Here is a 22985-nt window from a genome sequence, read left to right on the forward strand (position 1 = left end):
CACCCTGTGTTCTGGAAAGCCACTCGTGACGCAGAATGGAGCATGCGGACTTTCGGGGTGGAGGAAGAACTGCTCATTGTGGATCCGGTGACGGGCGCGCCCCTTGCCCTCGCGGATGCGCTTCTGGCTGGCCATGACGAGCCCGCGACGGCGACCGGCCTCAGCCCGGAGCTCAAGCTGGAGCAGATCGAAACCCAAACACGCCCGTGTCACAGTTACGCCGACATCCTCCAGCAGATCCGCCGCGGCCGTGCGATGGCCGACCAAGCCGCACGGCAGCACGGCGCAAGGGTTGCTGCGATCGCGACCTCTCCGCTGGCCTCGAACACCCACACCACTCCGGACCCGCGCTACGCCGCCATGCTGGACCACTTCGGAATCATCGCTACCGAGCAGCTGACGTGCGGGTTCCACGTGCACACCTCCGTGGAGTCACCCGAAGAAGGCGTAGTGGTGCTGGACCATATCCGGGACAAGCTAGCCGTCCTCACGGCGCTCTCCGCGAATTCCCCCTACTGGCGCGGAGTTCCCACGGGCTTTGACAGCTACCGCACGCAGGCGTGGAACCGGTGGCCGACGTCTGGTCCGTCCTCCCTTTTCGGATCGCTGACCGCCTATCGACGCGTGGTGCAGCGCTTGCTTGATACCGGGGTCATCCTGGATGAGGGCATGGTCTACTTCGACGCCAGGATTTCCAGAAACCACCCAACGGTGGAGGTCCGGGTGGCCGACGTCTGCCTCCGGGCCGAGGACGCGGCACTGATCGCTGTGCTGGTGCGAGCGCTGGTGGAGACGGCGTCGTTGGAAATGCTCGACGGCGTTGACCCCACCCCGGTTCCGACCGCCTTGCTGCGGATGGCGGGTTGGCGGGCCAGTAATTCCGGGCTGCGCGGAGACCTCCTGGACTTCGGCGATTTCCGGCCCCAGCCTGCGGCGGACGTGGTGTGGGCTTTGGTCGATTACCTAAGCCCTGTCTTGGATGACCAAGGTGAATTGACGCTCGTCAAGTCCGGTGTTGCGGAGATTCTAGAGCGCGGCAACGGCGCACTCGAGCAGCGGGATGCTGCGGCACGATACAGCGGGAGGCACCGCGACGGGGCCACTCCGCCCGGAAGTCCTCCTGACGAAGAAACCCTTGCGGCCGTCGTAGCGCATGCTGCGAAAGTGACTGTTCGTGGCAGCGCGCCGGCCGGGTCCAAGGACGCCCCACCCATGATGACAAGGGTGCGGCGGCCCTAGTCGTCCTTCTGTTCAGCGTCCGCAGGGTCTTCAGCCCAGGTCATCAGATATGTGCCCACGGCCCCTTCAGTGAGATAGAAGACGAAGGGCGGAATGTCTTTGGCCGTTGCAAGGACCACCCCGGAAACAGCGGCCACCCCGGCCGCCGTGATGCCCACCCATCGTTTGGCGGGGGACTTCAGGAGGCTGCCTCCCAGTGCCGCGAGACCCGCCACGTGCAGCCAGGAGTAACCGAGGAACGGTACGTTGGATCCCCGGAATGAAGCGAAGCGCTCAAGGTCCGACGCGCGGCGGCTCAGGCTGTAGATGAAAAGCGGAGCTCCTGCGAGCAAGGCCGTAGCAGCCGTGGAAGCCCATGTTTTGGAGGCGCCGGGACGTTGCGCGCCGGCAAAGGCCGCGATGCCGAGCGGCACCGCGGCTGTTCCCGCAGCGGCCAAATGATGTCCGATGATCCAGCCCCGTTCACCATGGACGAGCAGCCGCAAACGCTCGGCCGGATCCAGCGTGGTGTACACGCGTGGCACCGGAGAAATCCCCACAAGCCAAACGACCGAACCCGCAACGATGACAGCCCCCGCCCGGCGGTATGGATGCCTCATGCCAGCAAGGTTAGACCTGTTTGAGGGCCTTCTCCAGATCCAGGATGAGGTCGTCCACGTCCTCGAGACCCACAGACAAACGGACCACGCCGTCGGACAATCCGATGGCCGCACGCCCCTCCGGACCCATGGCCCGGTGCGTGGTGGTGGCCGGGTGGGTGATGAGGGACTTGGAGTCGCCCAGGTTGTTGGAGATGTCGATGACGCCCAGGCCATCGAGCAGCGCGAACGCAGCTTCCTTGGCGCTGCGCCCACCGGAGGGGGAGAGCTCGAACGTCAGCACGGTGCCGCCGGCCTTCATCTGCTTGGTGGCGAGCTCGTACTGTGGGTGCGACTTCAGAAGCGGGTATTTGACCCAGCTGATGGCCGGCTGCTGTTCGAGCCATTCGGCGATCTTCAGGGCCGACGCCGAGCTGTGGTTCACGCGCAGCCCGATGGTCTCAAGGCCCTTGGTGAGCACCCAGGCATTGAAGGAGGACAGCGAGGGGCCGGTGTGGCGCATGAGTTGCTTGACCGGGCCGTCGATGTATTCCTTGGTGCCCAGGATGGCGCCACCCATGACGCGTCCCTGGCCATCGATGTGCTTGGTGCCCGAGTAGACAATGACGTCGGCGCCCAGGTCACCGCAGCGCTGCAGCAGGGGAGTGGCAAAGACATTGTCGACGACGACGGTCGCCCCGGCGGCATGCGCCAGTTCGCTCACGGCCGCGATGTCGACGATCTCCTGCATCGGGTTGGACGGGGATTCGAAGAAGACGGCGGTGGTCGGCTCCGAGAGGGCCTCGCGCCACTGCTCCAAGTCCGGTCCGTCGACAAAGACGGTCTCCACGCCCCACCGCGGCAGGATCTCATTGAGGATCACGAAGCACGAACCAAAGAGGGAACGGGCGGCAACCACGCGGTCGCCGGCAGCCAGCAGGGCACCCAAGGCGGTGAACACTGCGGACATGCCGGACGCCGTCGCAAAGCACGCCTCGGTTCCTTCAAGCAGACGGAGCCGCTCCTGGAAGGTGGCCACGCTCGGGTTGCCGTAGCGGGAGTAGACGAAGCGTTCGTCCTCGCCGGTGAAGGCGCGTTCCGCAGCGGCAGCGGATTCGTACACGAAGCCGGAGTTGAGGAAAACGGGCTCGGCCGTTTCCTGGAAGTTGGTACGGTCAAGTCCACCGCGGACGGCCTGAGTGTCAGGGCTCCAGCCGGCGGCGTCAGGATTGAAAGTCACTTTTAGTCGTTCCCCAAGTTGGTAGGCAGGCCGCGGTTCTTCCAGCCGTTTACAGTGCGTTCGCCGTAACGGTCCGGCTCACCCTCAAAGCCTTCCAGCACGTTGTAGGCGGTGAATCCGGCCTGCGTGGCGGCGATGGCGGCGGCGATTGAGCGCTGGCCCGAGCGGCAGAGGAACACCAGCTCCACGCCGTCGGCTTCGGGAGCCTGCTGCTGCAGCTCCTCGATGAAACGGGAGTTCGGGATGCCACCGGCGAGGTTCCACTGGATGAACAGGGGATCGTTCTCGGTGGCTTTGGTGTCGGGGATGCCGATGTGGGCCCATTCGCCCTCAGTGCGGACGTCCACCAGGATGGCGCCTTGTTCAAGTTTGGCCCACGCGTCGTGCGGGGTCAGGTCACCTGCGTAGCTCATGCGTGGCCCTCGTATGATTCTTCGTAGTTTTCCAACTCGTCCACGGCGCTTGCTACTGCGGCGTCGGAACTGGCGACGGCGGCAGGCAGGATCACGGCCTGGGCGACGATCACGTCGGTGCCGTTGAAGGTTGCTGCGGGATTGCCGTGCAGGACGTAGCCCTCGGCCAAGGCATTGCTGATGCGTTCGCAGAATTCACGGGTGTCGGGACCGGTGATCAGGCGATACGCGAGTTTTTCTTCAGTGGGTTCAGGCATTCGTGGTGCTCCTCAGTCACGCTTGCAGTTCGAATGTCGAATAAGCCGAGTAGTCACCTGAGGCACCCCGCCGCGGGAGAGGGTTGCCGACCAGCAAGTCAGGGCTTAACGCTGGTGCTCATTACTCAAGAAAAACGTAACATCCAAGGCGCCGTCGCCGCATTTGGGGACAGCGCCGCCGTCGTCATGTTGCGTAACCGGTCCCTGGGCGGGCCGCTGAAGTCAGGCCCCAAATGTGACCTCCCGGGAGCATAATTGACGCAGTACGACCCCCTGTAACTTCGTGTGAAATCAGGTCGCGGTGAGCGGACAGAGCAGTTCTACACTCAAGCCCATGCTTCATTTTGGATGGTTCGTGGGCCACGGTTTCGGGGTCCAAGGTTGGGGGACTCCCGGCTACAGCCTGGGCTATGACTGGAAGAAACCCGCCCTCTACCAGGAGGCTGTCCGGGCCTTTGAGCGATCCGGGCTGGACCTGTTCATTATCGAGGATTCCCTGACTGTCCCGGATACCTACGGTGGCACAGCCGAGGTCTCCCTGGCCCATGCCTCCTTTGCGCCCAAGCACGATCCCCTGGCGCTGGTGCCCTACTTGCTCTCCGCCACCGAACACCTTGGAATTGTGCCGACCGTCAGCGCCTCCTTCTACCCACCGTTCACCGCGGCCCGGCTGCTGGCGACGCTGCAGCATTTTTCGGAGGGCCAACTCGGCTGGAACGTGGTCACCTCGGGCAGCGACCTCGCTGCACAGAACTACGGCCTGGACCAGCAAATCGAACACGACCTCCGGTATGAGAAGGCGGAGGAATTCGTCGACGTCGTCAGGCGGCTTTGGCGGAGTTGGGAACCTGGCGCCGTACTTGAGGATGTGGACGCCGGGAGGTTCGCCGACCACACCAAGGTCCACCCCATCAACCATGAAGGCGAGTTCTTCAAAGTCCGGGGTCCGTTGAACACAGCGCCTTTGCCGGAGGAACCTGTCCTGGTTCAGGCTGGGGCTTCACCGCGAGGCAAGGCGTTCGCCGGCGGCCACGCGGATGTTGCCATTGCGTTGGCCCGCGGGGTTGACGGTATGAAGTCATACCGCGATTCCATCCGCGCCGAGGCCGCGAAGGCCGGCAGGAACCCCGACGACGTGAAGGTACTTTTCGTGCTGAAGCCCACCGTGGTGGGCTCCACCGCGGAGGCAGAGGAGCTGCGTGCCCAGCGTCGGGAGCTGACCCAGCGCGACATCGACAGCCAGCTCAATTCCATCTCCTACCTCTCCGTTATCGACTTCAAGCAGTTCGACCTGGATCAGCCCCTTCCCGAGCTCAGCACCAACAGCAACCAAGGCACGCTGGAGCATTTCGCCAAGGCCGCCCCTCCCGGATCCACCTTGCGTGAGATCCTGCAGGCACGCAGCGGCGGTGCGGGTGACTCGATCATCGGCACAGTGGGAGAAATTGCGGACTACCTCGAGGAAACAGGCTCGGCTGTGGGCGGCGACGGGTTCCTGTTCTCCGGTTTCGTAGATCCGGTTACAGTTCATGGAGTTCTGGACAAACTCACACCTGAGCTGCGGCGCCGCGGCCTGTTGAGGAAGAGTTACGGCAACGGTGGTTTCCGGCAGAAGCTCTTGGATTTCTAGTGGCAACCTTCAGCATCGGGACGGGCCCCGTTTCCGCGTTCCTTGCCGCGAAGGTGGCCGCTGACCCGGCGTTTCACGTGGAACTCAACCAAGATGCGTTGAATTTGCTCCGACAATCCCGCGAAGTCGTGGAAAGGACTGCCGCGTCCGGCCAGCGGGTTTACGGCCTCAATACTCTCCTCGGATCCGGCCGCGACACCGCTGTGGAAGAGAAGTCGCTCCTGGCGTACCAAGTCCAGGTGGTCCGGTATCACAACAGTGGGGTTGGCCCGTACTTGGACCGGACTGCCGCCCGCTCAGTGATCCTTGCCCGCGTCATAGGCTTCAGTCGGGGCGGCTCCGGCGTCCGTCCGGAAACCGCCGCCTTCTATGCTGAACTGCTCAACCGCGGCGTCTTTCCTGCCATCCCGGGCGAGGGCTCGGTGGGTTCGTCCGACCTGACGCAGCTGGCCGCCGTCGCCGCCGTTGCTTTGGGCGAAGGCGAAGCGTTCGACGCCTCCGGCTTGCTGGTTCCTGGCGCCAAAGCGCTCGCCGACGCAGGCCTTCAACCCCTCCAGCCCGCTGCCGGTGAGGCCCTGGCCCTGGTGAGCGCGAACGCGTTCTCCGTTGGCGCGGGAACCCTCGCCTTGGTGCGCCTGCAGCACCTGGCCCGGTTGGCCGACGTCGCGCTTTCACTTTCGCTGGAGACCATCGCAAGGTACGACGGCGGCGGGAACCTCAGTCCCTTTTCGCCGGCCATCCAGGCGGCCAAGGCAGTGGACGGGCAGGGCGACTCGGCGGCCGCTGTCCGCGGCCTGTTGAGCGGGGGATGGCTGGAGGATGTCCGGCCGGAAGTGTCGGTGCAGGACGCGTTGTCGTTCCGTGCCGCGCCGCAAACCCACGGTGCGTTCCGGTCTCTGGTGTCGCAACTGCGGTGGGCCCTCGAAGTGGAACTGAATGGCCGGGGAGATAACCCGTTGGTTGATGTGGCGTCCGGTGCGATGGTGTCCGGCGGGAACTTCCAACCGATGCAGCTGGCCTTGTCTTTTGAGGGGCTTCGGCTGGCCTTGGCGCATGTGGGCATTTCCAGCGAACGACGCATCGCCAAGCTGTATCCACCGCAGCGGGCCATCCGGGCCCGACACCTGGCAGCGGCATCCTCCGAGCCGGGATCGGCGTCGGCATTGATCCAGGAGGAGCTGCCCGGGCTCCTCTGGTATTCCGCGGCGGGACTGTTGGCCGAGCTCAAATTCCTGGCGGCCCCGGCGACCCTGGGTGCTCCCACCCTCTCGGCCGACGTCGAGGACCACTCCACGTTGGCGCCACTGGCCCTGCAGCAACTGGAGAAGTCCATTGATGCGGCGGAGAAGCTCCTCGCCATCGAGGCCCTGACGGCGTCGTACCTTTTGCTCGAAGCGGAAGCGGCGCAACCTCTTGGAAACGGGACAGGGCTGGTGGTTGGCCGGCTGGCCGACGTGTTGTCGGACCGGCCGTCGGCGCCGGAGCTGGTGGAGCGGGCACGGACAATCCTGCGGGAAGCCGTGGACCAACTATTTCCTGAAACTGAGGAGGAGACGTCATGAGTACGGCTACCCGCAAACATGGGCTGCACGCCAGGCCCGCGGCTCTTGATGGGCTCGATGCGTCGGTTTTGGACAAGGTTGGCAACACTCCGCTGGTGAAGTTGGAGGCGCTAAGCCGCGGGCTGGGCAGTTCCATTCATATCAAGCTGGAGTCCGAGAACCCCGGAGGCTCCATCAAGGACCGCACGGCATTGAGCATGGTGCGGGCGGCTGAGCGTTCGGGGGAGCTGCAGCCCGGTGCCACGATCGTTGAGAGTACGTCCGGCAATACCGGTATTGGGCTGGCACTGATCGGACACCTCACGGGCCATCCGGTTGTGGTGGTCACGGGAGACACGATTTCCCAGGAGAAACTTGCCGCCCTCCACAACTACGGCGCCCGGGTGATCCTGACGGATTGGAACGCCCCCTCCGAGTCCCCGGAGAACGCCCGAGCCGTGGCGGCCCGGATTACCGAGGAGACTCCGGGAGCATGGCGGCCCATGCAGTTCGACAACCCGGCCAATCCGCTGGCCCATTATGAGACGACCGGGCCGGAGATCTGGGAACAGACCGGCGGCCTCGTGACGCACTTTGTGGCCGGGATCGGTACGGGCGGGACCATCAGCGGAAACGGGCGGTACTTGAAGGAACAGGTTGCGGCTGCACGGCCTGGCGCTCACCTGGAAGTCGTGGGCGCGGACCCCTACGGTTCCGCCTACAGCGGCGGGCACCCCGGGAAGATCCTGGTCGATGGGGTGGGGAACTCGTGGCCGCAGGCAGAGTGGCCCAAGATCTTCGACCGCTCCATAGTCGATCGCTTCCTCCGGATTCCCAACGACGAGGTCTACTCCACCGTCCACCGGCTCCTCGATGAGGAAGGGCTGGCCCTGGGGCCCTCGTCCGGGCTCGCCGTGGCGGCGGCGATACGGGTGGCCCGCGCAGCGCCTCACGGCTCGGTTGTGGTGGCAATAGCCCCCGACGCCGGCACGAACTACATGAGCAAGGCTTTCAACCCCGTGTGGCTGGCTGAGAACGGCATCCGCCTCTCCGGCGACATCCCGGACGCCCGGGACTAGCAACCCTCGCTCACATCCCTCCCGTTTGGGGCGGTCCCTCGCTCACATCCCTCCCGTTTGGGGCGGTCCCTCGCTCACTTGGTGGCCCCACTGCAGGGTGGGTTAGGCTCCAACCATGCCCGAACAGGAAACGAAACCCCGGCTCGCCGGTTACCTCGATAAGCAGCAACCCGACCTTTACGCAACGCTCAGTCACTATTCACAGCAACTGGTTGACGAGGCTGACCGGCTTGGAATCTCACGCCAGACCCTGGAACTCATCAATTACCTGTGCTCACAGATCAACGGCTGCGCGTTTTGCCTGGACCTGCATCATCGGCGGGCGCTGAAGTACGGGGAAACTGAACAACGGTTGTCCTTGGTTGCCGTCTACAAGGAAGTGCAGCTCTTCGAGCCCGCCGAAGTCGTAGCCATGCAGATTGCCGAGCAGATTACCCGGATGAGTACGTCCCGGCCCAGTCCTGAACTCTTTGCCCAAGCCCGTCAGCACTACAGCGACGAGCAGATCAGTGTCATCTGCATGGCCGCGATCGGCATCAACGCCTTCAACCGCCTGTCGATTCTGAGCGAGCACCCGGTCAGGGCGGGCAAGAAGTAGCCAGAGCCACCTTGCCCGCCTACCAAACCGGGAGGCCGCGCAGGTGAGCCTGCGCAGGCGAGGTAAGGGCCGGCGTCGTGCTTTCAGCGCAACGGCGAGCCCCAAGCGGGCCGCCACGACCCGCTTCCAGAGCCAATCAGCCCTTGGTCAACCGGAATAGGTTGGCCAAGGGCTGATCTGTCTCCAAAGAGGGTCAGGAGGCCAGGGCTAGGCGCCCAGGGCCTTCTTGAGTGAGCGTCGGCGTCCGTACTTGAAGTAGAAGAACGCGTAGCAGGCGCCCACAAATGGAATTCCAAACAAAAGGGCGGCTACTTGGTTTGGATCGAAGGCAATGCCGATGAGGGACACCACGCACAGTGCGAACGCGAGGATCGGCACCAGCGGGAAAAGTGGCGCCTTGTACGGCAGCGTGTTGACGTCGCCGCCGTTCCTGACGAACGTCCGCCGGTAAATGAAGTGTGAAGCCACAATCGACATCCATACGCCAACCGTTGCGAAGCCAGCCACCGAGACCAGCACCAGGTAGACCGTAGCCGGCGCCACAACGCTGCTGATGAGTGAAGCCAGCCCTCCGAGCATGCTCACGCAGAGGGCAACCAAGGGAATGCCGCGCTTGGTGAGCTTCTTGAAGACCTGCGGTGCGTGGCCTTCGTCGGCCAGCGAAAACAGCATGCGGGCACAGGAGAACAGGCCGCAGTTTCCGGCAGAGAGCAGGGCCGTGATGATCACGAAGTTCATGATGTCAGCCGCATAGGGGATGCCAAGCATGGAGAACACAGTGACGAACGGGCTCTCATCCACGCTGACCTTTTCATACGGGATGGTGGCCGCGATGACCGTGATGGCACCGACGAAGAAGATCATGAGGCGGATCACCGTGGTGCGCATGGCCTTCGGGATGGTGGCGCCGGGGTTGGCGGTCTCACCCGCTGCAACGCCGATCAGCTCGGAACCGGAGAAGGCGTAGAACACGGCCAGGCAGGTGACAAAAACCCCGGTGAAGCCGTTCGGGAAGAGCCCGTCAGGGGTGCTGAAGTTCGATCCGAAGGAGGGATAGTCGCCCGCGGCGAGGGGGTGGAAGCCGGCAAGCGCGGCGCCGCCCAGGATGATCAGGCCGACGACGGCGGCGACCTTGATGAGCGCGAACCAGAACTCCGATTCGCCAAAGACACGCGATGAGATGGCGTTCAACGTGAAGAGGACGGTGGCGAACACGAAGCACCAGATCCAGACGTCGACGCCGGGGAACCACCGCTGCATCAGGAGGCCTGCTGCCGTGAATTCCGAACCCAAGGCCACGGCCCAGCAGAGCCAGTAAAGCCAGGCGGTGGCAAAGCCCGTGGCCGGTCCAATGGTCCGGGCCGCATAGATGTGGAATGCGCCTGAGACGGGGAACGCAACAGCGAGTTCCCCGAGGCAAGCCATGACGAGATAAACCACGACGGCGCCAATAAGGAAGGCGAGTACCGCACCCAAGGGGCCGGCGGTGGCGATGGTGTAGCCGGAACTGACGAAAAGGCCTGAACCAATGACGCCGCCCATGGCGATCATGACCAGGTGCCGGGCCTCCATGGACCGGCGAAGTCCTGATGATGAAGCGGCAGTCGCGGACTGCGCTTCGGTTGCCGATGCATCGGCTTTTGTGGGGGAGCTGAGTCCCATATTCCCTCCGGGAAGTTAGCCAGCAAAGTCTGAAGGAAGTGCCAGCCGGACGTGATCCAACTAACACGAGAACAAGATTCATCACATGACGAATGACCATTTCAAGGAGGATAAGAAATGCGATTCAACGCACAACAAGGTCATGGCCGAGGCCAAGAGTTTCTTATCGTTGAGTCATGCGAGCAATTACTCTACTTGTGACCTGCTAGGTTCCAAGCGGAGCAAACGTGCCAAGCGCCTGGGGCGGGACTCTATTCGATACCCGCGAACAGTTCGTTCAGTTCGGCCGTGAGCTGCTTTCGGATAGCGGGCGTGCCCACTTCCTGGCCGTTGATGTGGTTCACGGGCGCGATCAAGCGGATGCTCGAAATGAGCCAGACAGCGTCGGCATCGAACAGGTCCTGTGGCTCCAGCGGCCCGTAGCCCAATTCCCAGCCCGCCGCCTTGGCCGCGGCGAACAGGGCACCCTGCGAGGTGCCCGGGAGGATCCCGCTGTCGAGCTGCGGCGTGATGAGGCGACGAACAGTCCTGACGGAACCGTCGCCGTCGTCGACTGTTTCAAGGTGCGCCAGCAACACAGTGGACGTGGGCCCCTCCAGGACGCGGCCGTCGGTCGACGTGAAGATCGCGTCATCCGCGCCCTGTTTGTGCGCGTAGCGCAGCGCCGCCATGTTGACGGCGTAGGACAGCGTCTTGGCGCCAAGCAAGAGCCAGGGCGCGCGCTCGCCGGCTTCGGTATCGAAACCGCGGTCCAAAAGCACGACATCGATACCCGTCTCCCGCTGCCGGCGGCTGCCCGCGGGTGAGGGCGACGCCTGCACCCAGCAGGTTGGGCTCGCAGCACCTTCAACACCTCGGGTGACGAGCAGCTTGACCACCACTTCGTCTTCCTCGGGTGTAGGCGCGGGGTAGACTTCGCGGAATTCCGTGATGGCGGTGTCGATTGCCCTTCGCCACGCGTCCTGTGACGGCAGGGTCAGGTCCAGTGCTGCCGCGGAACCGGCCAGGCGGTTGAGGTGCGCCTGGACCTTCCGGGGGCGGCCCTGAACGGCCAGGAGCGACTCGAACACGCCATCACCCCGGGTAGCTCCCAAGTCCGTGGCCATGAGCTGCGGCTGGCTGGAGTCGGCAATACGGCCGTTTTCGAAGGCGGGGTCCAGGAAAACGAGGACCGTGGGAGCTACTGAAGTCATGGTCCCAGCTTAGTGCGGGCCACTGCTGGTGGCTTTGCCGGATAGGCTGTGGTCACTGTTGTTCATGAACCGTGGGGGTTTGTCACGTGCTCTTTCCTTTTCCGTTTGGCCAGGAATGGACCTGGTTGCTGGGCGCGTGGGCCATCGCAGAAGTCGTCATGCGGATCGTCCTGCTGGGAATCATTCCCGGCAACCGCCGTCCCACCACCGCCATGGCGTGGCTCTTGGCTGTGTTCCTCATCCCTTCCGTGGGCTTCGTCCTGTTCGTCCTTTTTGGCAACTTTAAACTCTCCAGGCGCAGGCGGGAGCAGCAGGAAGAGGTTAACCGCCGTGTACGCGCAGTCACCTCCGACCTCTCCGATCCGGTGAGTATCTACTCCGGCCCCGAGTGGGTGAAGTCGGCCAGCGAGCTCAATCACCGGCTGGGTTCCCTGCCCATGGTGGATGGCAACAAGGTGGAACTGATTCCTGGGTACGAGGAATCCATCAAGGCCATGGCCGAGGCGGTCAGGGGCGCCACGAACTACATCAACGCAGAGTTCTACATCATGAGCAGTGACTCCGTGACGGACGAGCTTCTGACCGAGTTGGAGAAAGCCGCTGAACGTGGCGTCACCGTAAGGCTCCTCTTCGACCACATCGGAACCTTGCGGGTCAAGGGCTACCGACGCCTGATCCGCAGGCTCAAGGCAGGCAAGATCCAGTGGAAGAGGATGCTCCCGCTGCTGCCCATCCATGGCCAATGGCGGCGTCCGGACCTGAGGAACCACCGCAAGATCATGGTGATCGACGGGCACGTCGCTTTCACGGGCTCACAGAACCTGATCGAACCCTCCTACAACAATCCCAAGCATCGCAAGGTCGGCCGCAAGTGGGTCGAGCTGATGTCCAGGCTTGAAGGACCGATCGTGCCCACCCTCAACGTGGTGTTCGCGACGGACTGGCTCAGTGAAACGGACGAATCCCTGGAGGACCAGTTGCGTCTTCCGGCTCTCCCTCCTCCCGGACAGGTGACAGCCCAGGTAGTGCCGAGCGGCCCGGGGTTTGCCACGGAAAACAACCTGCGCCTTTTCAACACGCTGATCTACTCGGCGCAGCACAGGATCTCGATTTGCAGCCCGTACTTCGTCCCCGATGATTCACTGCTCTACGCCATCACCACAGCGGCCCAGCGCGGCGTGGATGTGGAACTGTTCGTCTCGGAGAAAGGCGACCAGTTCCTGGTGCACCACGCGCAGCGCTCCTACTACGAGGCCTTGCTGGATGCTGGCGTGCGGATCTACCTGTACCGGGCGCCGTACGTCCTCCACGCCAAGCACTTCACTATTGATGACGAGGTAGCGGTTCTTGGTTCCAGCAACATGGACATGCGCTCCTTCTCCCTTAACATGGAGGTCTCGGTGATGCTGTTGGGCGCCGAAACCGTGAACCTCATGCGGGCCGTGGAGTCCACGTATCGCGAGGTATCCCGTGAGCTTACGTTGGACGACTGGATGGACAGACCCCCTCTGGCCAAGTATGTGGATAACGTCGCCAGATTGACCGCGACGCTGCAGTAAAAACTCAGTGGGGGAAGCCGGAGCCAAGGGTTGAGAGCACTCCGAACGCCTTGGTCCGGATTTCCTCGTATTCGTCATCCGCGACGGAATCCGCGGTAATGGCCCCGCCCACGCCCAGGGACAACGTCCGGCCGCCGTCAGCGTCGGGGTTCACCACCAGGGTGCGGATGACCACAGCGAGGTCGGTGGCGGCGTTCAGGGAAAAGTAGCCAATGGCGCCGGAGTAGATACCTCGCGGCCCTGATTCGAGCTGGTCGAGGATGTCCATGGTGCTGATTTTTGGCGCGCCTGTCATGGACCCTGCGGGAAACGCTGCGGCGACTGCTTCAGCCCGGGGAGCACCCGGCCGGAGGTGGGCATCGATAGTGCTCACCATCTGGTGGACGGTGGCGTAGCTTTCGATGGCGCAAAGCCTGCTCACCGTTACCGAGCCGGGGATTGCGAAGTGGCTGAGATCATTGCGCAGGAGGTCAACGATCATGATGTTCTCGGCGCGATCCTTCAACGACGTCTCAAGATCCTGCCGCAACGCGGCGTCCTCGGCCGGGTCGGCAGAACGGCCCCGGGTGCCCTTGATCGGCTCGGCGCGCATGCCGCCGTCGGACAGTATCCGCAGGAACCGCTCAGGCGACGTGCTGGCAATCTCCAGTCCGCCGAACCGGAGGTAGCTGGCAAACGGCGCCGGGTTTCGGCGTCGCAAGGCAAGGTAGCTGCCCCACGCGTCCAGCTCTCCGGCGGGCGCCTCGAGTGTGGTGGTCAGGCAGATTTCGTACGAGTTGCCTTCGCTGATCTGGTGCTGGGAGTCGGCGATCTTGCGCTTGTAGTCGGTGGCGGAATCCCGGCTGGCGAACTCGGGAATCGTCCCGGCGGAGTGTTCGGAAGCAGCGGCAGCACCGCCGTCGGAAGCGCTGACGACGGCGGCTCGCGCCTCCCGCAGCCAGTCGCCGGCGTCGGGGGCTTCCAAAGCGAGCAGCCAGGCAGTGTGTTCGCGATGGTCGAGCACCACGGCCCGGCCGGCGAAGAGGAGCGCGGCGTCAGGGGTGTCCGACTGGACATCGTTCCCGCCGGTTTCGCGCTTGAGTTCGTAGCCCAGATATCCAAGCCAGCCGAGCGTGAATTGGGCGTCGTATCCGCGGGGTGCGCGGACGGCCCGCCGGCCCCAGACGGAGTCGAGCCAGCGGAAGAAGGGGCCGGGCGTGGTCACCGTGGCCGAACCTGCGGTTACTTTGGTGACTCCGGAACGGTGCTGTACTGATTGGCCAAAGGTGCCTCCGTCGTCGGCCAGGATGCTGAAGCGGCTGCGTGCGGCTGCCTGGGAGCGGGCCGGTACGGCCGCGGCGTTGGAGGAATCGAGCCACACGGCGTTCGGTGAGCGGCCGTAGAGGGTTTCGAAGAGCCGTGCGGCGTCCGGGGTTGCTTCGAGGCGCTCGGACCGCAGCTGCAAGCCCCGGCGGGCACTGAGTTCGGGGGAGAGGATCGCGGCCAGCGACGGCAGATACATCAGCGCCCGCAGGACATCCTCTGGTGCGGTGCCGTCGGCCTGATTCTGGACGTGGATGTCAGCGTCCTCCATGACCGAATCCGCCGAGAGCCATTCTTCCTCTTGTGCGGCCCAGCTGTCCCAGTACGGTTCGTAGGTGCTTCCGTCGCGCGTCAGGGCACGACGACGGCGATCGTCACCTGGCGCTTCCACCCACACCACCGCGTCCAGCATGGAACGGGCCGCTTCCGCTCCAGCCCCAACACCCTCGACGATGACGATTTCGGCGGGCAGCGTGACGTTCAGGCCGCCGTCGTAATGCCGTTCCCAATCCCAGCTGACCCATTCGGCGGCCTTGCCCTCGCGAAGCGGCGCCAGGACGGTGCCCACGTAGCGCTCAATGCCGGTGCGCAGCCCGTTCCACCCGGGATAGATGTCCTCAAGGTGGAAGAGCGAGACTTTGTGGTGTTGCCGCAACCGGGCCGCCAGTTCCACGGCCAGAGTGGTTTTGCCTGCGCCGGACCTGCCGTCAACAGCGATGATCACGGGTGCGGGGGTCATGTCATAGAGGTTACCTGCTGGTGCTCGTGCCCTGCTTCGGTGTCCGCCTTGGCGATCGCTGACTTGACGTGCTCCACGATGCCCGGAATGGCAGCCTTTATCAGCGTCCAGGTGTTGTCAAAATCTGTGTGCCCGCCGTACCAAGGGTCTTCGATGCCGAGATCAAGGGTGTTTCGCCCTGCCACCTTCGGGTCGAAGCTCCTCAGCATGCGGACTTTTTCCAGGGATCCGCGGTCCGGAGCCCCTTCCTGGAGCCAGCCGAAATGGTCGACGTCGAGGGCGAGGATCAGGTCACGGCCTGCGAACCATTCGTGCCTCCACTCGCGGGCGATGTGGTCTTCCGACGCGATGTGCTGGGCAGTCAGGACCCTGGCGGCGCGGGGGTCGATGGGATGGCCGACCTCGTACCCCGTGGTGCCTGCAGAGTCGACAACTACGAGTCCGCCGAGCCCTTCCGCTGCGAAGGCTTCGGTCAGCATGAGCGCGGCCATGGGCGAGCGGCAGATGTTTCCAGTGCAGACCGTGATGATGCGGTATGGGCTCGTCGTTGAGTACATTCAGCAAGCATGGTCGATGTCACCCCCTCTTGGCTAGGGGCAACTTCACAGCTGAGTCACTTTTGGTGTCAAAGTTGTCACAGCGTGGGCGCAGGGCGCCTGCGTCAGGCCGTGGCGGCTTCCGCTGCTTCAGCCGCCAGCGCGGCTGCGGCCAAGTGAACAGTACGGACGACGGCGGCCCGTCGCCTGTGGATGCGGCCGGGGTCATTGCCTGCCATGAGACCGTCCAAAGCGGGCAGGACGGGAGCGGAATCGCAGAGGCTCACGATGGTAATGAGGAGATCTCCGGCATCCTCCCTGGAGATTCCGGGCAGGGCTGCGATGGTGCTGTTGACCTTGGAGGCGCAGTTGGCCATGCGTTTGGGCAAGCCCACAACTTCGGTACCGCGCTCCAGGCCCTCCCAGAACAGAAGCCGGGGTGCGGTGGCGTCTTTTTGATGGTGGTCAAAGAGTCGCCCGGCATAGTCCGCCATGGCCTCGGGACCAGTTCCTTCGATGGGTACCTCGTCCATGAGGGAGCTGAGGGCGGTGACGATGACGGCGTCGAACAATCCGTTCTTGTTGCCGAAGTACTGGTAGATCCGCTCTTTGTTGACCCCGGCCTCGGACGCGATCCTGTCGATGCGGGCGCCCGCCAATCCGCGGGTGCAGAACTCGGTAGTGGCGGCCTCGAGCAGCAGGGCCTTGGTCCGCTCTGTGTCCCATGCCATAGGGTCATATTAGCAGTTTCCAACTAAGTAGTTGTAATTGACTGCCGTCAGGGTTATGGTGATCTCACATCAATTACAACTATCTGGTTGGAGAATCTGATGACGACCCCCGTCGCCGCCGAAACAACTGCCCCCGAAGCCCTGGCTGTCGCGCCCAACTCAAGCGCCGCCGTCGTCCGGCCTCTGGGACCCTCGGTGCACATGCGTGCACTCATCACCTGGATCGCGATCTTCCCGCTCGTCTCGGTGGGCATGCTGTTGCTTGGCCCCATCATGGAACCGTGGCACCCGGTCCTTCGTGCCCTGGTATTGACCGCGTTCGTGGTTCCCACTGCTGTGTATGTGGTTGTGCCCCGCCTCATGGCCGGACACGGTGCGCTGAGCCGCAGGGCGGTCGAGCGTTCAGCCCAGCGCGCAGCCCGCAAGTCCGCTTAACCCAATTGGGGGACAGCTCCTGCTCCACTGAGCACTCAATGGAGCAGGAGCTGTGCCCCAGTTGGGTACTCGGGGGTTAGGAGGCGCGGGCGGCTTCGACTTCCTCAAGGGTTGCGTAGGCGGCCTGGGTACCCTTCTTCGTTGCGGCCAACGCGGCGGCCACCGAAGCGAACGACGCCGCATCAACGAGCGAATCGCCGGCGGCCAAGCGCGCGGCCACGGCACCGGTGAACGCATCGCCGGCACCCGTTGTGTCGACGGCGGAAACCCGCGTCGGAGCGATCCGGGTCAGCTGCTCCCCGCGAGCCAAGGAATCCAGCACCACGGATCCCTGCGAACCAAGGGTCACGAGCACCCGCTGCAGGCCGCGGTCGGCGAACTGGCTGCGGACGGGCTCCCACGCTTCCGCGTTCGCATCGGCGGAAGGGATGTCCGCTTCGCTGCCAAGGAACAGGGCGGCCTCGTGCGCGTTCACCAGCAGCACGTCGCTCAAGCCCGCCAACAACTCAGGCACCTCAGCGTACGGCGAGAGGTTCAATAGAACGGTCGCCCCGGCGTCGTGCCCGGCCTGTGCGGCGGCCACCACCGTATCGATGCCAACCTCCAGGCAGAGGCACACGACGGCGGCGTCCCGGAACGCGGCGAAGTCGACGTCGGCGGGGGTCAGCGTGCCGTTGGCACCGGCGGAGATGATGATGCTGTTCTCACCGTTGGCGTCCACCGAGATCACTGCGACGCCGGTCGCGGTATCTGAGCGTCGGACCCGCGAGACGTCCACCCCGGCGTTGGCGGTGGACTCAAGGAGCATGGTCCCGTTGGAGTCCTCGCCCACTGCGCCGATCAGGGTCACCTTGCCGCCCAGCTTGCTGGCCGCGACGGCCTGGTTGGCGCTCTTGCCGCCGGGATTCACGGCGAAGCCGTTGCCATGGACGGTCTCGCCGGGCTGGGGGAGTCGCTCGGTGTAGATGGTCAGGTCCGCATTGAGCGAGCCGACGACGACAATTCCGGACGTGCTCACGCGGCCACCTCTTCGTCTTCGTGGACCTCGGCGTCAACCGGCTTGGGAATCAGCAGCGAGGCCGCGAACGCAGCGAACGTGATGGCAAAACCAACGACGACGACGGTCAGGTAGGACGCTTTCGCGTCACCGAGCGCTGATGTAGCCACCAGGACGGCGGGCAGGACCAGGAAGCTCAGTCCTGCACCGAGGTTGAAGGCACCGGCGTTCATACCGGGGAGGAATCCGGGGTTGCCCTTGGGCGAGAGCACCACGCCGAGTCCGTTCAGCATGATGTTGACGGTACCGGCGTACATGATGCCCAGTAAGGCCGTTCCCACGATCATCATGGGCAGGTTGTTGAGGCCGAAGAGGGCAATGATGGCCAGGGCCACGAGGCTGCCGATAAGGCCGATGCGGAGCACCTTGGTGTAGCCCAGGACCGGAGCGAGTCGGCCGCTGATCGGTCCGAAGACCCAGCCAAGGAGGGCGTACGGGGTGAGGATCATGAGCGACATTTCAGTGGGTCCCACGCCGAAGCCCGGGTCCGCGGCCTGGACGAACGCGGGGACGATGCCGTTGATCACCGCGAAGATACCGGTCATGGTGAGCGTCGTGGTCAGCAGGGGAGCCCACGTGGAGCGCTGGCGCAGGTGCACGGTTTCCACCATCGGCTGCTTGGCGCGCTTCTCCACAGTCCAGAAGGCAGCGAACGCCACCACGGCAACTACCGTGAGGCCGACGGCGAGGGCCAGCGTGCCGCCGTCGAATGCCGACGCGAGCTTGGAGCCTTCGTTCAGTGCGGTGAGCAGGGCACCGACAGCAATGACGATGAAGAACACGCCAAGCCAGTCCATGGTGGTCCCGGCGGCCGGCTTGCTTTCGCTGGCCAGGAACGCAATCAGCAGCGTGGCGACCACAGCCAGGGCAACCATGAGCCAGAAGATGCTGCGGAAGCCGAAGTTTTCTGCGAAGTAGCCGCCCACGAAGGAGTCGACGCCGGCCACGCCACCGTTGACGGCCGTGATGAGGCCCATGAGTGCGCCGTACTTGCGCGGGTTGCTCACGGCGGAGCGGAGCATGATGAGGCAGAGCGGAACGGTCGGGCCGCTGACTCCCTGGATGATGCGGCCCACGAACAGCCATGTCACGTCCGGAGCCACGGCTGCGATAACCGAGCCGACGGCCATGAGGAGCATCATGCCCACAAGGATCTTCTTGCGGCCGACGATGTCGCTGAGGCGGGGTAGGAACAGGGAGAACAGCGCTGCCGCCGTGAAGAACCAGGTCTGCGAGAGGCCGATAGTGGCTTGGTCAGTCTGGAGTTCGTTGCCCATGGTCACCAAGGCAGGGCTGAGCATGGAAGCGTTGAGCTGGAAAGCCACGCACGCCGCCAGCAGGGCGACCATGAGGGCTGTCACGTTGTTGCGGGTGGACTTGGTTTCGGCAAGGGTGCTCATTACTTCGCCTCTCCTGCCAGAACTGAGTCCGCGAGCTGCGCGCCCGAGGGGGCGCCGCCGTCGGGCTCGCCGATCCGTTCAATCGCGTCGGTGACCAAATCCCAGAACTTCTTGTGGTCCAGCTCGACGGCGACCGAGGTGTGGCAGTCCTCCGGGGCGGGTGCGCGGAAGTCGGCCACGGTCATGCCGAGGGTGAGCTTGCCCTGAAGTTCAATGTCGACGGGAACCTTGCGGGTGGTCATGACGGTGGGGTCGATGACGTAGGCGACGGCGCAGGGGTCGTGCACCGGCGGGAAGTCGAAGCCCTGGGCGTCCTTGTAGGTTTTCTTGAAGAACTCCATGAGCTCCAGGACGAACTTGGCCGGCTTGGTGCCGATGGCCGCGATGCGCTCCACTACCTCGTCGGTCGCCAGCGCCTGGTGCGTCAGGTCCAGGCCCACCATGACAACCGGCCACTTCTCGTTGAACACGATGTGTGCGGCCTCGGGGTCGATGATGATGTTGAACTCAGCCACGGCACTCCAGTTGCCCACGTGGTAGCCGCCGCCCATCAGGACAACTTCCTTGACGCGTTCCACGATGCGCGGCTCCTTGCGGGCAGCCATTGCAATGTTGGTCAGGCCCGCGGTGGGAACCAGGGTGACCGTGCCCGGCTCATGCGCCATGACGGTTTCGATGATGAGGTCGACGGCGTGGCGCTGGTCGAGCTCGATGGCGGACTCGGGCTGCTCCGGCCCATCCATGCCGGAGTCGCCGTGGATGCTGGGGGCCGTTTCGATGGTGCGGACCAGCGGGCGGTCGCAGCCTGCGGCGAAGGGGACGCCCGTGATGCCGGCAATGGTGGCTACGGAAAGCGCGTTGCGCGTGACCTTTTCCAGGGTCTGGTTGCCAACCACGGTGGTCACGGCGAGCAGCTCGATGTCCGGGTTTCCGTGCGCCAGCAGCAATGCCACTGCGTCGTCATGGCCAGGATCGCAATCAAGAATGATCTTTTTGCGGGGGTTGGTTTCCACGTTTCTCTCCACGTCATTGGGGCCTGCCACGAACTTGCCCGGGGCAGGGCGATAAGCATTCAGGGTGATTTTGGCATTGCTTCGGCGGCTGCGTCAAACGCTTAACGTTGAGAGCGTCAAGCGCTTGATGCCTTCTCGCAGGTCAGGGTCGTATAACAACGCTACGATCGATACATGGAATCCCTGGAGAGGCGCAGTGGCCGCGCACATCGCTCGCCCCGGGTAACGGCTGCCATGGTGGCCGCGCGGGCGGGTGTTTCCACAGCCACGGTTTCCTTGGTCGCCAACGGCAAGACCCAGGGACGGGTATCGGACGACAACATCTCCCGCGTCCGGTCCGCCATCGCCGAACTGGGCTACGTGGTGGACAGCATTGGGAGTTCCCTTGCCCGCGGCGTCAGCTCCATCGTCATCCTGGTGACGCCCGATGTGTCCAACCCGTTCTTCGCCAATGTGATCGCAGGGGTCAGGGAAGCCTTGGGCGCGGAATATCAACTGCTGCTCTCAGTGACCGACGCCGGCGAATCACCCCAGGCTTCCGACGTGCGCAAACTGCTCGCCCTCCGTCCTGCCGGCCTGCTGGTGGGAGCTCCGAGCGCCGAATTCCTTGAAGATCTCTCCGCGGCCGGTCCACTGGTACTGCTGGACGCCCCGGGCTTGGAAGCCTACGCACCCTCGGTAAACCTCGACGTTGCCCAGGGTGCGCGCGAGTTGGCCCGCCATTTGGCTTCCTCCGGGCACACCCGCGCCGCCTACGTCGACGGCGTCACCGGGACCACCACGTTCCAGCTGCGCCGCGACGCCTTCCTTGAGGAAGCAGCAGCCTGCGGACTGGCGGTCGACGCCGGGCACGTCATCAGTACAGCGATCGACGTCGGTGCTGCCGCTGCCGCGTTCGCCCAAGCGTGGCCCGGGTGGCAGCGCGAGGGGGTGACCGCCGTCGTCTGCGGTACTGACACGCACGCCTACGGCGTGTTGCAGGAGGCGCGGGTGGAGGGCGTAGCGATCCCCAAGGAGCTGGCAGTGGCAGGCTTCGACGATCTTCCCTACTCCGCCACCAGCAACCCCAGCCTCACCAGTGTGCACCTGCCCGCGACGCCTTTGGGGCGCAAGGCGGGGGAGCAGCTTCGAGGACTCATGGAAGGCACCCCGCTGGCCGAGCCGCACGTGACGCTGGAGAGCTCGTTGGTGGTGCGGGGATCTTCCTCGTAGCTATCGGGTCAGTGGGCGAAGTTTGTCTTCGCTGACGGGCAGCGAAACCGTGAAGTAGATCTGCGGAGCCGTCATGTCGCCCCAATCGTCCTTCTTCACCCGAACTGCCGACGGCGTGACTTCGGCAATCCGCACGCGGAGCCAGCCGCCGTCGTCGAGCCGTAGTTCATGAGGGTCGGCCAGGTAGCGAAGCCCGAGGTCATCGAGAACTTCCTCCGCGCTCAACCAGTCCACCACCTCGGTTCGCGGACGGCCCAAGAGGTCGACGGCGACAAAACCTTCGTCGACCGGCTTCATCCATCCGATGTGCTCGCCGTCGTCCGCGCGTCGGTGCTTGATCCAGTCCGGTTTCATGCCTCCGACCGTAGCATTCACGCGTTCCCGGAACTGGCTAGTGGATGACTGCCAGCAGGATGCCGACCAGTACGAACAGGCAACCGAAGATCCGGTTGAGAATGGTCTGGCCCTTTTGGTCGTGGGTGAACCGTTGGAACGAACGTGCCGCCAAGGCGAAGAAGAACCACATGACCATAATGTCGATGGCCAGGACAGTGGCGGTCAGCACGACATATTGCTGTACCAGGGGCTGGTCCGGGCGGATGAACTGCGGCATGAAGGCCAGGAAGAAAACGATCGCCTTCGGGTTCAGCAGGTTGACCCAGATGCCGCGCTGGAACATGGACAGGGCGGGCTCGTTCTTCTTGTTATCGACCTGCTCTTTGTCCAGGTCAGGCTTGTGCAGGAACTGACGAATGCCCAGGTACACCAGATACGCGGCACCGGCGTAGCGAATGACATTGAAGATCACGGGCGAGTTGGAGACCAGGACGCCCACACCCAAAGCGACGATCAAAATGTGAATGATCAGGGCCACCTGTTGGCCGAGGATGCCCCAGATGGAGCGTCGGAAACCCGAATTGAGCGAGTTGCTCATGGTGAAGATCGCGCCGGCGCCGGGAGTGAAACTGATGAGGGTGCCGGCGCCTACCAGGGCCAGCCAAAGTGAAAACTGCACCACCTCAGCTTATGCGGGGCCGTGCCTGCGGCGGGACGAGTGCCGCCACGACCCTGACTGGCGGCGCATTGGCGACTCTGACGGTGGCCGCCAGCCGGAACTGGCGGCCACCGCTCCCTGTTACGGGATGTTGTGCCAGAACCAGCGGGCAACATCAACGGCTAGCCGGATGATGTTGACCACCAAGTTCCAGGCGCCCCATGATTCCTTCCATTTGCGTTTGGAAGTCATGCCGGCACCTCCTCCATGGGAACAGGGCGCGGCCACACTACGAGGAGCTTCAACGAGCGTTGCACCTATAGCGTGTGGGGCCATAGACTCAAGGGGTGATGTTTGAGGTTCTATGGCCCTCCAACCGCACCAAATGAGCGCACCGCGCTGAACAGGGACCCGATTGCCGTCGGGTCCATTGTTCTTTAACGGCACCACAGGACTTCTTCCTGGTCCTCCAACCCTAAAGGGAATGGAACCTTCTTACCCCGAGGGGTTTGAAGCTGTGGATCGCTTCCCTGCCACTTTGTTGAGAAAGCTCCGTGCCTGCGGCGGGACGAGTGCC

Annotated in this window: 22 protein-coding genes and 1 riboswitch; of the genes, 8 read left to right on the plus strand and 14 right to left on the minus strand. The window is 64.0% G+C overall.

Annotated features, from left to right (window positions below; translation table 11 throughout):
• Positions 1-42: 42 nt before the first annotated feature.
• Positions 43-1239, plus strand: coding sequence for a glutamate--cysteine ligase 2 (locus PQ627_RS08030; protein ID WP_274259851.1), 1197 nt, complete (start codon positions 43-45; stop codon positions 1237-1239).
• Here the strand turns inward: PQ627_RS08030 and PQ627_RS08035 are convergent.
• The 4 genes from PQ627_RS08035 to PQ627_RS08050 are packed head-to-tail and all read right to left on the minus strand — an operon-like array spanning position 1236 to position 3727.
• Complete coding sequence (locus PQ627_RS08035) at positions 1236-1838, minus strand: hypothetical protein (RefSeq protein ID WP_274259853.1); 603 nt, start codon at positions 1836-1838, stop codon at positions 1236-1238. The genes PQ627_RS08030 and PQ627_RS08035 overlap by 4 nt on opposite strands.
• A gap of 10 nt (positions 1839-1848) precedes the next feature.
• Positions 1849-3057: an O-succinylhomoserine sulfhydrylase gene (locus tag PQ627_RS08040; protein WP_274259855.1), complete on the minus strand. Its 1209-nt coding sequence runs from the start codon at positions 3055-3057 to the stop codon at positions 1849-1851.
• 2 nt (positions 3058-3059) lie between these two features.
• The gene (locus PQ627_RS08045; protein ID WP_262276231.1) at positions 3060-3470 is read right to left on the minus strand and encodes a rhodanese-like domain-containing protein; all 411 of its coding nucleotides are present in this window, start codon (positions 3468-3470) and stop codon (positions 3060-3062) included.
• Positions 3467-3727 carry a DUF1737 domain-containing protein gene (locus PQ627_RS08050; protein ID WP_144661009.1) on the minus strand — a complete coding sequence of 87 codons (261 nt, stop codon included), beginning with the start codon at positions 3725-3727 and terminating at the stop codon, positions 3467-3469. Before PQ627_RS08050 ends, PQ627_RS08045 begins: the two co-directional genes overlap by 4 nt.
• Before the next feature lie 13 nt (positions 3728-3740).
• Positions 3741-3853: riboswitch (SAM riboswitch) on the minus strand.
• A gap of 175 nt (positions 3854-4028) precedes the next feature.
• On the opposite strand from PQ627_RS08050, the gene PQ627_RS08055 reads away from it, so the two are divergent.
• From PQ627_RS08055 to PQ627_RS08070, 4 genes are all read left to right on the plus strand, one after another.
• Positions 4029-5357, plus strand: a complete 1329-nt coding sequence (locus PQ627_RS08055; protein ID WP_337993554.1) for an NtaA/DmoA family FMN-dependent monooxygenase — start codon at positions 4029-4031, stop codon at positions 5355-5357.
• The gene (locus PQ627_RS08060) at positions 5357-6919 is read left to right on the plus strand and encodes an aromatic amino acid ammonia-lyase (RefSeq protein ID WP_274259862.1); all 1563 of its coding nucleotides are present in this window, start codon (positions 5357-5359) and stop codon (positions 6917-6919) included. The genes PQ627_RS08055 and PQ627_RS08060 overlap by 1 nt, the downstream gene beginning before the upstream one ends.
• Positions 6916-7977 (plus strand): PLP-dependent cysteine synthase family protein, encoded by a 1062-nt coding sequence (locus PQ627_RS08065; RefSeq protein ID WP_274259864.1) that lies wholly within the window; start codon positions 6916-6918, stop codon positions 7975-7977. The genes PQ627_RS08060 and PQ627_RS08065 overlap by 4 nt, the downstream gene beginning before the upstream one ends.
• A gap of 115 nt (positions 7978-8092) precedes the next feature.
• A complete protein-coding gene (locus tag PQ627_RS08070) occupies positions 8093-8575 on the plus strand; it encodes a carboxymuconolactone decarboxylase family protein (RefSeq protein WP_144661021.1) in 483 nt (160 codons plus the stop codon).
• A gap of 207 nt (positions 8576-8782) precedes the next feature.
• Here PQ627_RS08070 and PQ627_RS08075 read toward each other — a convergent pair whose 3' ends face one another.
• Complete coding sequence (locus PQ627_RS08075; protein ID WP_274259866.1) at positions 8783-10237, minus strand: amino acid permease; 1455 nt, start codon at positions 10235-10237, stop codon at positions 8783-8785.
• Positions 10238-10488: 251 nt separating this feature from the next.
• A complete protein-coding gene (locus PQ627_RS08080) occupies positions 10489-11430 on the minus strand; it encodes an aminodeoxychorismate lyase (protein WP_274259869.1) in 942 nt (313 codons plus the stop codon).
• An 86-nt stretch (positions 11431-11516) separates the two neighbouring features.
• On the opposite strand from PQ627_RS08080, the gene cls reads away from it, so the two are divergent.
• Positions 11517-12989 carry a cardiolipin synthase gene (gene cls, locus PQ627_RS08085; protein WP_274259871.1) on the plus strand — a complete coding sequence of 491 codons (1473 nt, stop codon included), beginning with the start codon at positions 11517-11519 and terminating at the stop codon, positions 12987-12989.
• A gap of 4 nt (positions 12990-12993) precedes the next feature.
• On the opposite strand, the gene pabB is transcribed toward cls, so the two are convergent.
• From pabB to PQ627_RS08100, 3 genes are all read right to left on the minus strand, one after another.
• The gene (pabB, locus tag PQ627_RS08090) at positions 12994-15030 is read right to left on the minus strand and encodes an aminodeoxychorismate synthase component I (RefSeq protein WP_274259873.1); all 2037 of its coding nucleotides are present in this window, start codon (positions 15028-15030) and stop codon (positions 12994-12996) included.
• Entirely contained in the window at positions 15027-15587 is a 561-nt protein-coding gene (locus PQ627_RS08095) for a low molecular weight protein-tyrosine-phosphatase (protein WP_274259875.1), read from the minus strand. Before PQ627_RS08095 ends, pabB begins: the two co-directional genes overlap by 4 nt.
• 104 nt (positions 15588-15691) lie before the next feature.
• Positions 15692-16297 (minus strand): TetR/AcrR family transcriptional regulator, encoded by a 606-nt coding sequence (locus PQ627_RS08100; protein WP_274259877.1) that lies wholly within the window; start codon positions 16295-16297, stop codon positions 15692-15694.
• A gap of 99 nt (positions 16298-16396) precedes the next feature.
• Here PQ627_RS08100 and PQ627_RS08105 point away from each other — a divergent pair, with 99 nt between their 5' ends.
• The gene (locus PQ627_RS08105; protein ID WP_274259879.1) at positions 16397-16732 is read left to right on the plus strand and encodes a hypothetical protein; all 336 of its coding nucleotides are present in this window, start codon (positions 16397-16399) and stop codon (positions 16730-16732) included.
• A gap of 76 nt (positions 16733-16808) precedes the next feature.
• Here the strand turns inward: PQ627_RS08105 and PQ627_RS08110 are convergent, their stop codons facing one another.
• Genes PQ627_RS08110 through uriH form a run of 3 tightly spaced genes read right to left on the minus strand, consistent with a single transcriptional unit; the run spans position 16809 to position 20202 of the window.
• Positions 16809-17750 (minus strand): ribokinase, encoded by a 942-nt coding sequence (locus PQ627_RS08110; RefSeq protein WP_274259881.1) that lies wholly within the window; start codon positions 17748-17750, stop codon positions 16809-16811.
• Positions 17747-19189, minus strand: a complete 1443-nt coding sequence (gene uriT / locus PQ627_RS08115) for a uridine transporter UriT (RefSeq protein ID WP_274259883.1) — start codon at positions 19187-19189, stop codon at positions 17747-17749. The genes PQ627_RS08110 and uriT overlap by 4 nt, the downstream gene beginning before the upstream one ends.
• Positions 19189-20202: a uridine-preferring nucleoside hydrolase UriH gene (gene uriH / locus PQ627_RS08120; RefSeq protein ID WP_274259884.1), complete on the minus strand. Its 1014-nt coding sequence runs from the start codon at positions 20200-20202 to the stop codon at positions 19189-19191. Before uriH ends, uriT begins: the two co-directional genes overlap by 1 nt.
• A 174-nt stretch (positions 20203-20376) precedes the next feature.
• Here uriH and PQ627_RS08125 point away from each other — a divergent pair, with 174 nt between their 5' ends.
• Complete coding sequence (locus PQ627_RS08125; protein ID WP_274259886.1) at positions 20377-21414, plus strand: LacI family DNA-binding transcriptional regulator; 1038 nt, start codon at positions 20377-20379, stop codon at positions 21412-21414.
• Here PQ627_RS08125 and PQ627_RS08130 read toward each other — a convergent pair whose 3' ends face one another.
• Positions 21415-21768 (minus strand): hypothetical protein, encoded by a 354-nt coding sequence (locus PQ627_RS08130; RefSeq protein WP_274259888.1) that lies wholly within the window; start codon positions 21766-21768, stop codon positions 21415-21417.
• Between the two features lie 37 nt (positions 21769-21805).
• Positions 21806-22429 (minus strand): LysE family transporter, encoded by a 624-nt coding sequence (locus PQ627_RS08135; protein ID WP_186313577.1) that lies wholly within the window; start codon positions 22427-22429, stop codon positions 21806-21808.
• Positions 22430-22985 lie beyond the last annotated feature (556 nt).

Origin of the sequence: Paenarthrobacter sp. AB444, from assembly GCF_028736865.1 — a bacterium.
Classification (GTDB): domain Bacteria; phylum Actinomycetota; class Actinomycetes; order Actinomycetales; family Micrococcaceae; genus Arthrobacter; species Arthrobacter nicotinovorans_B.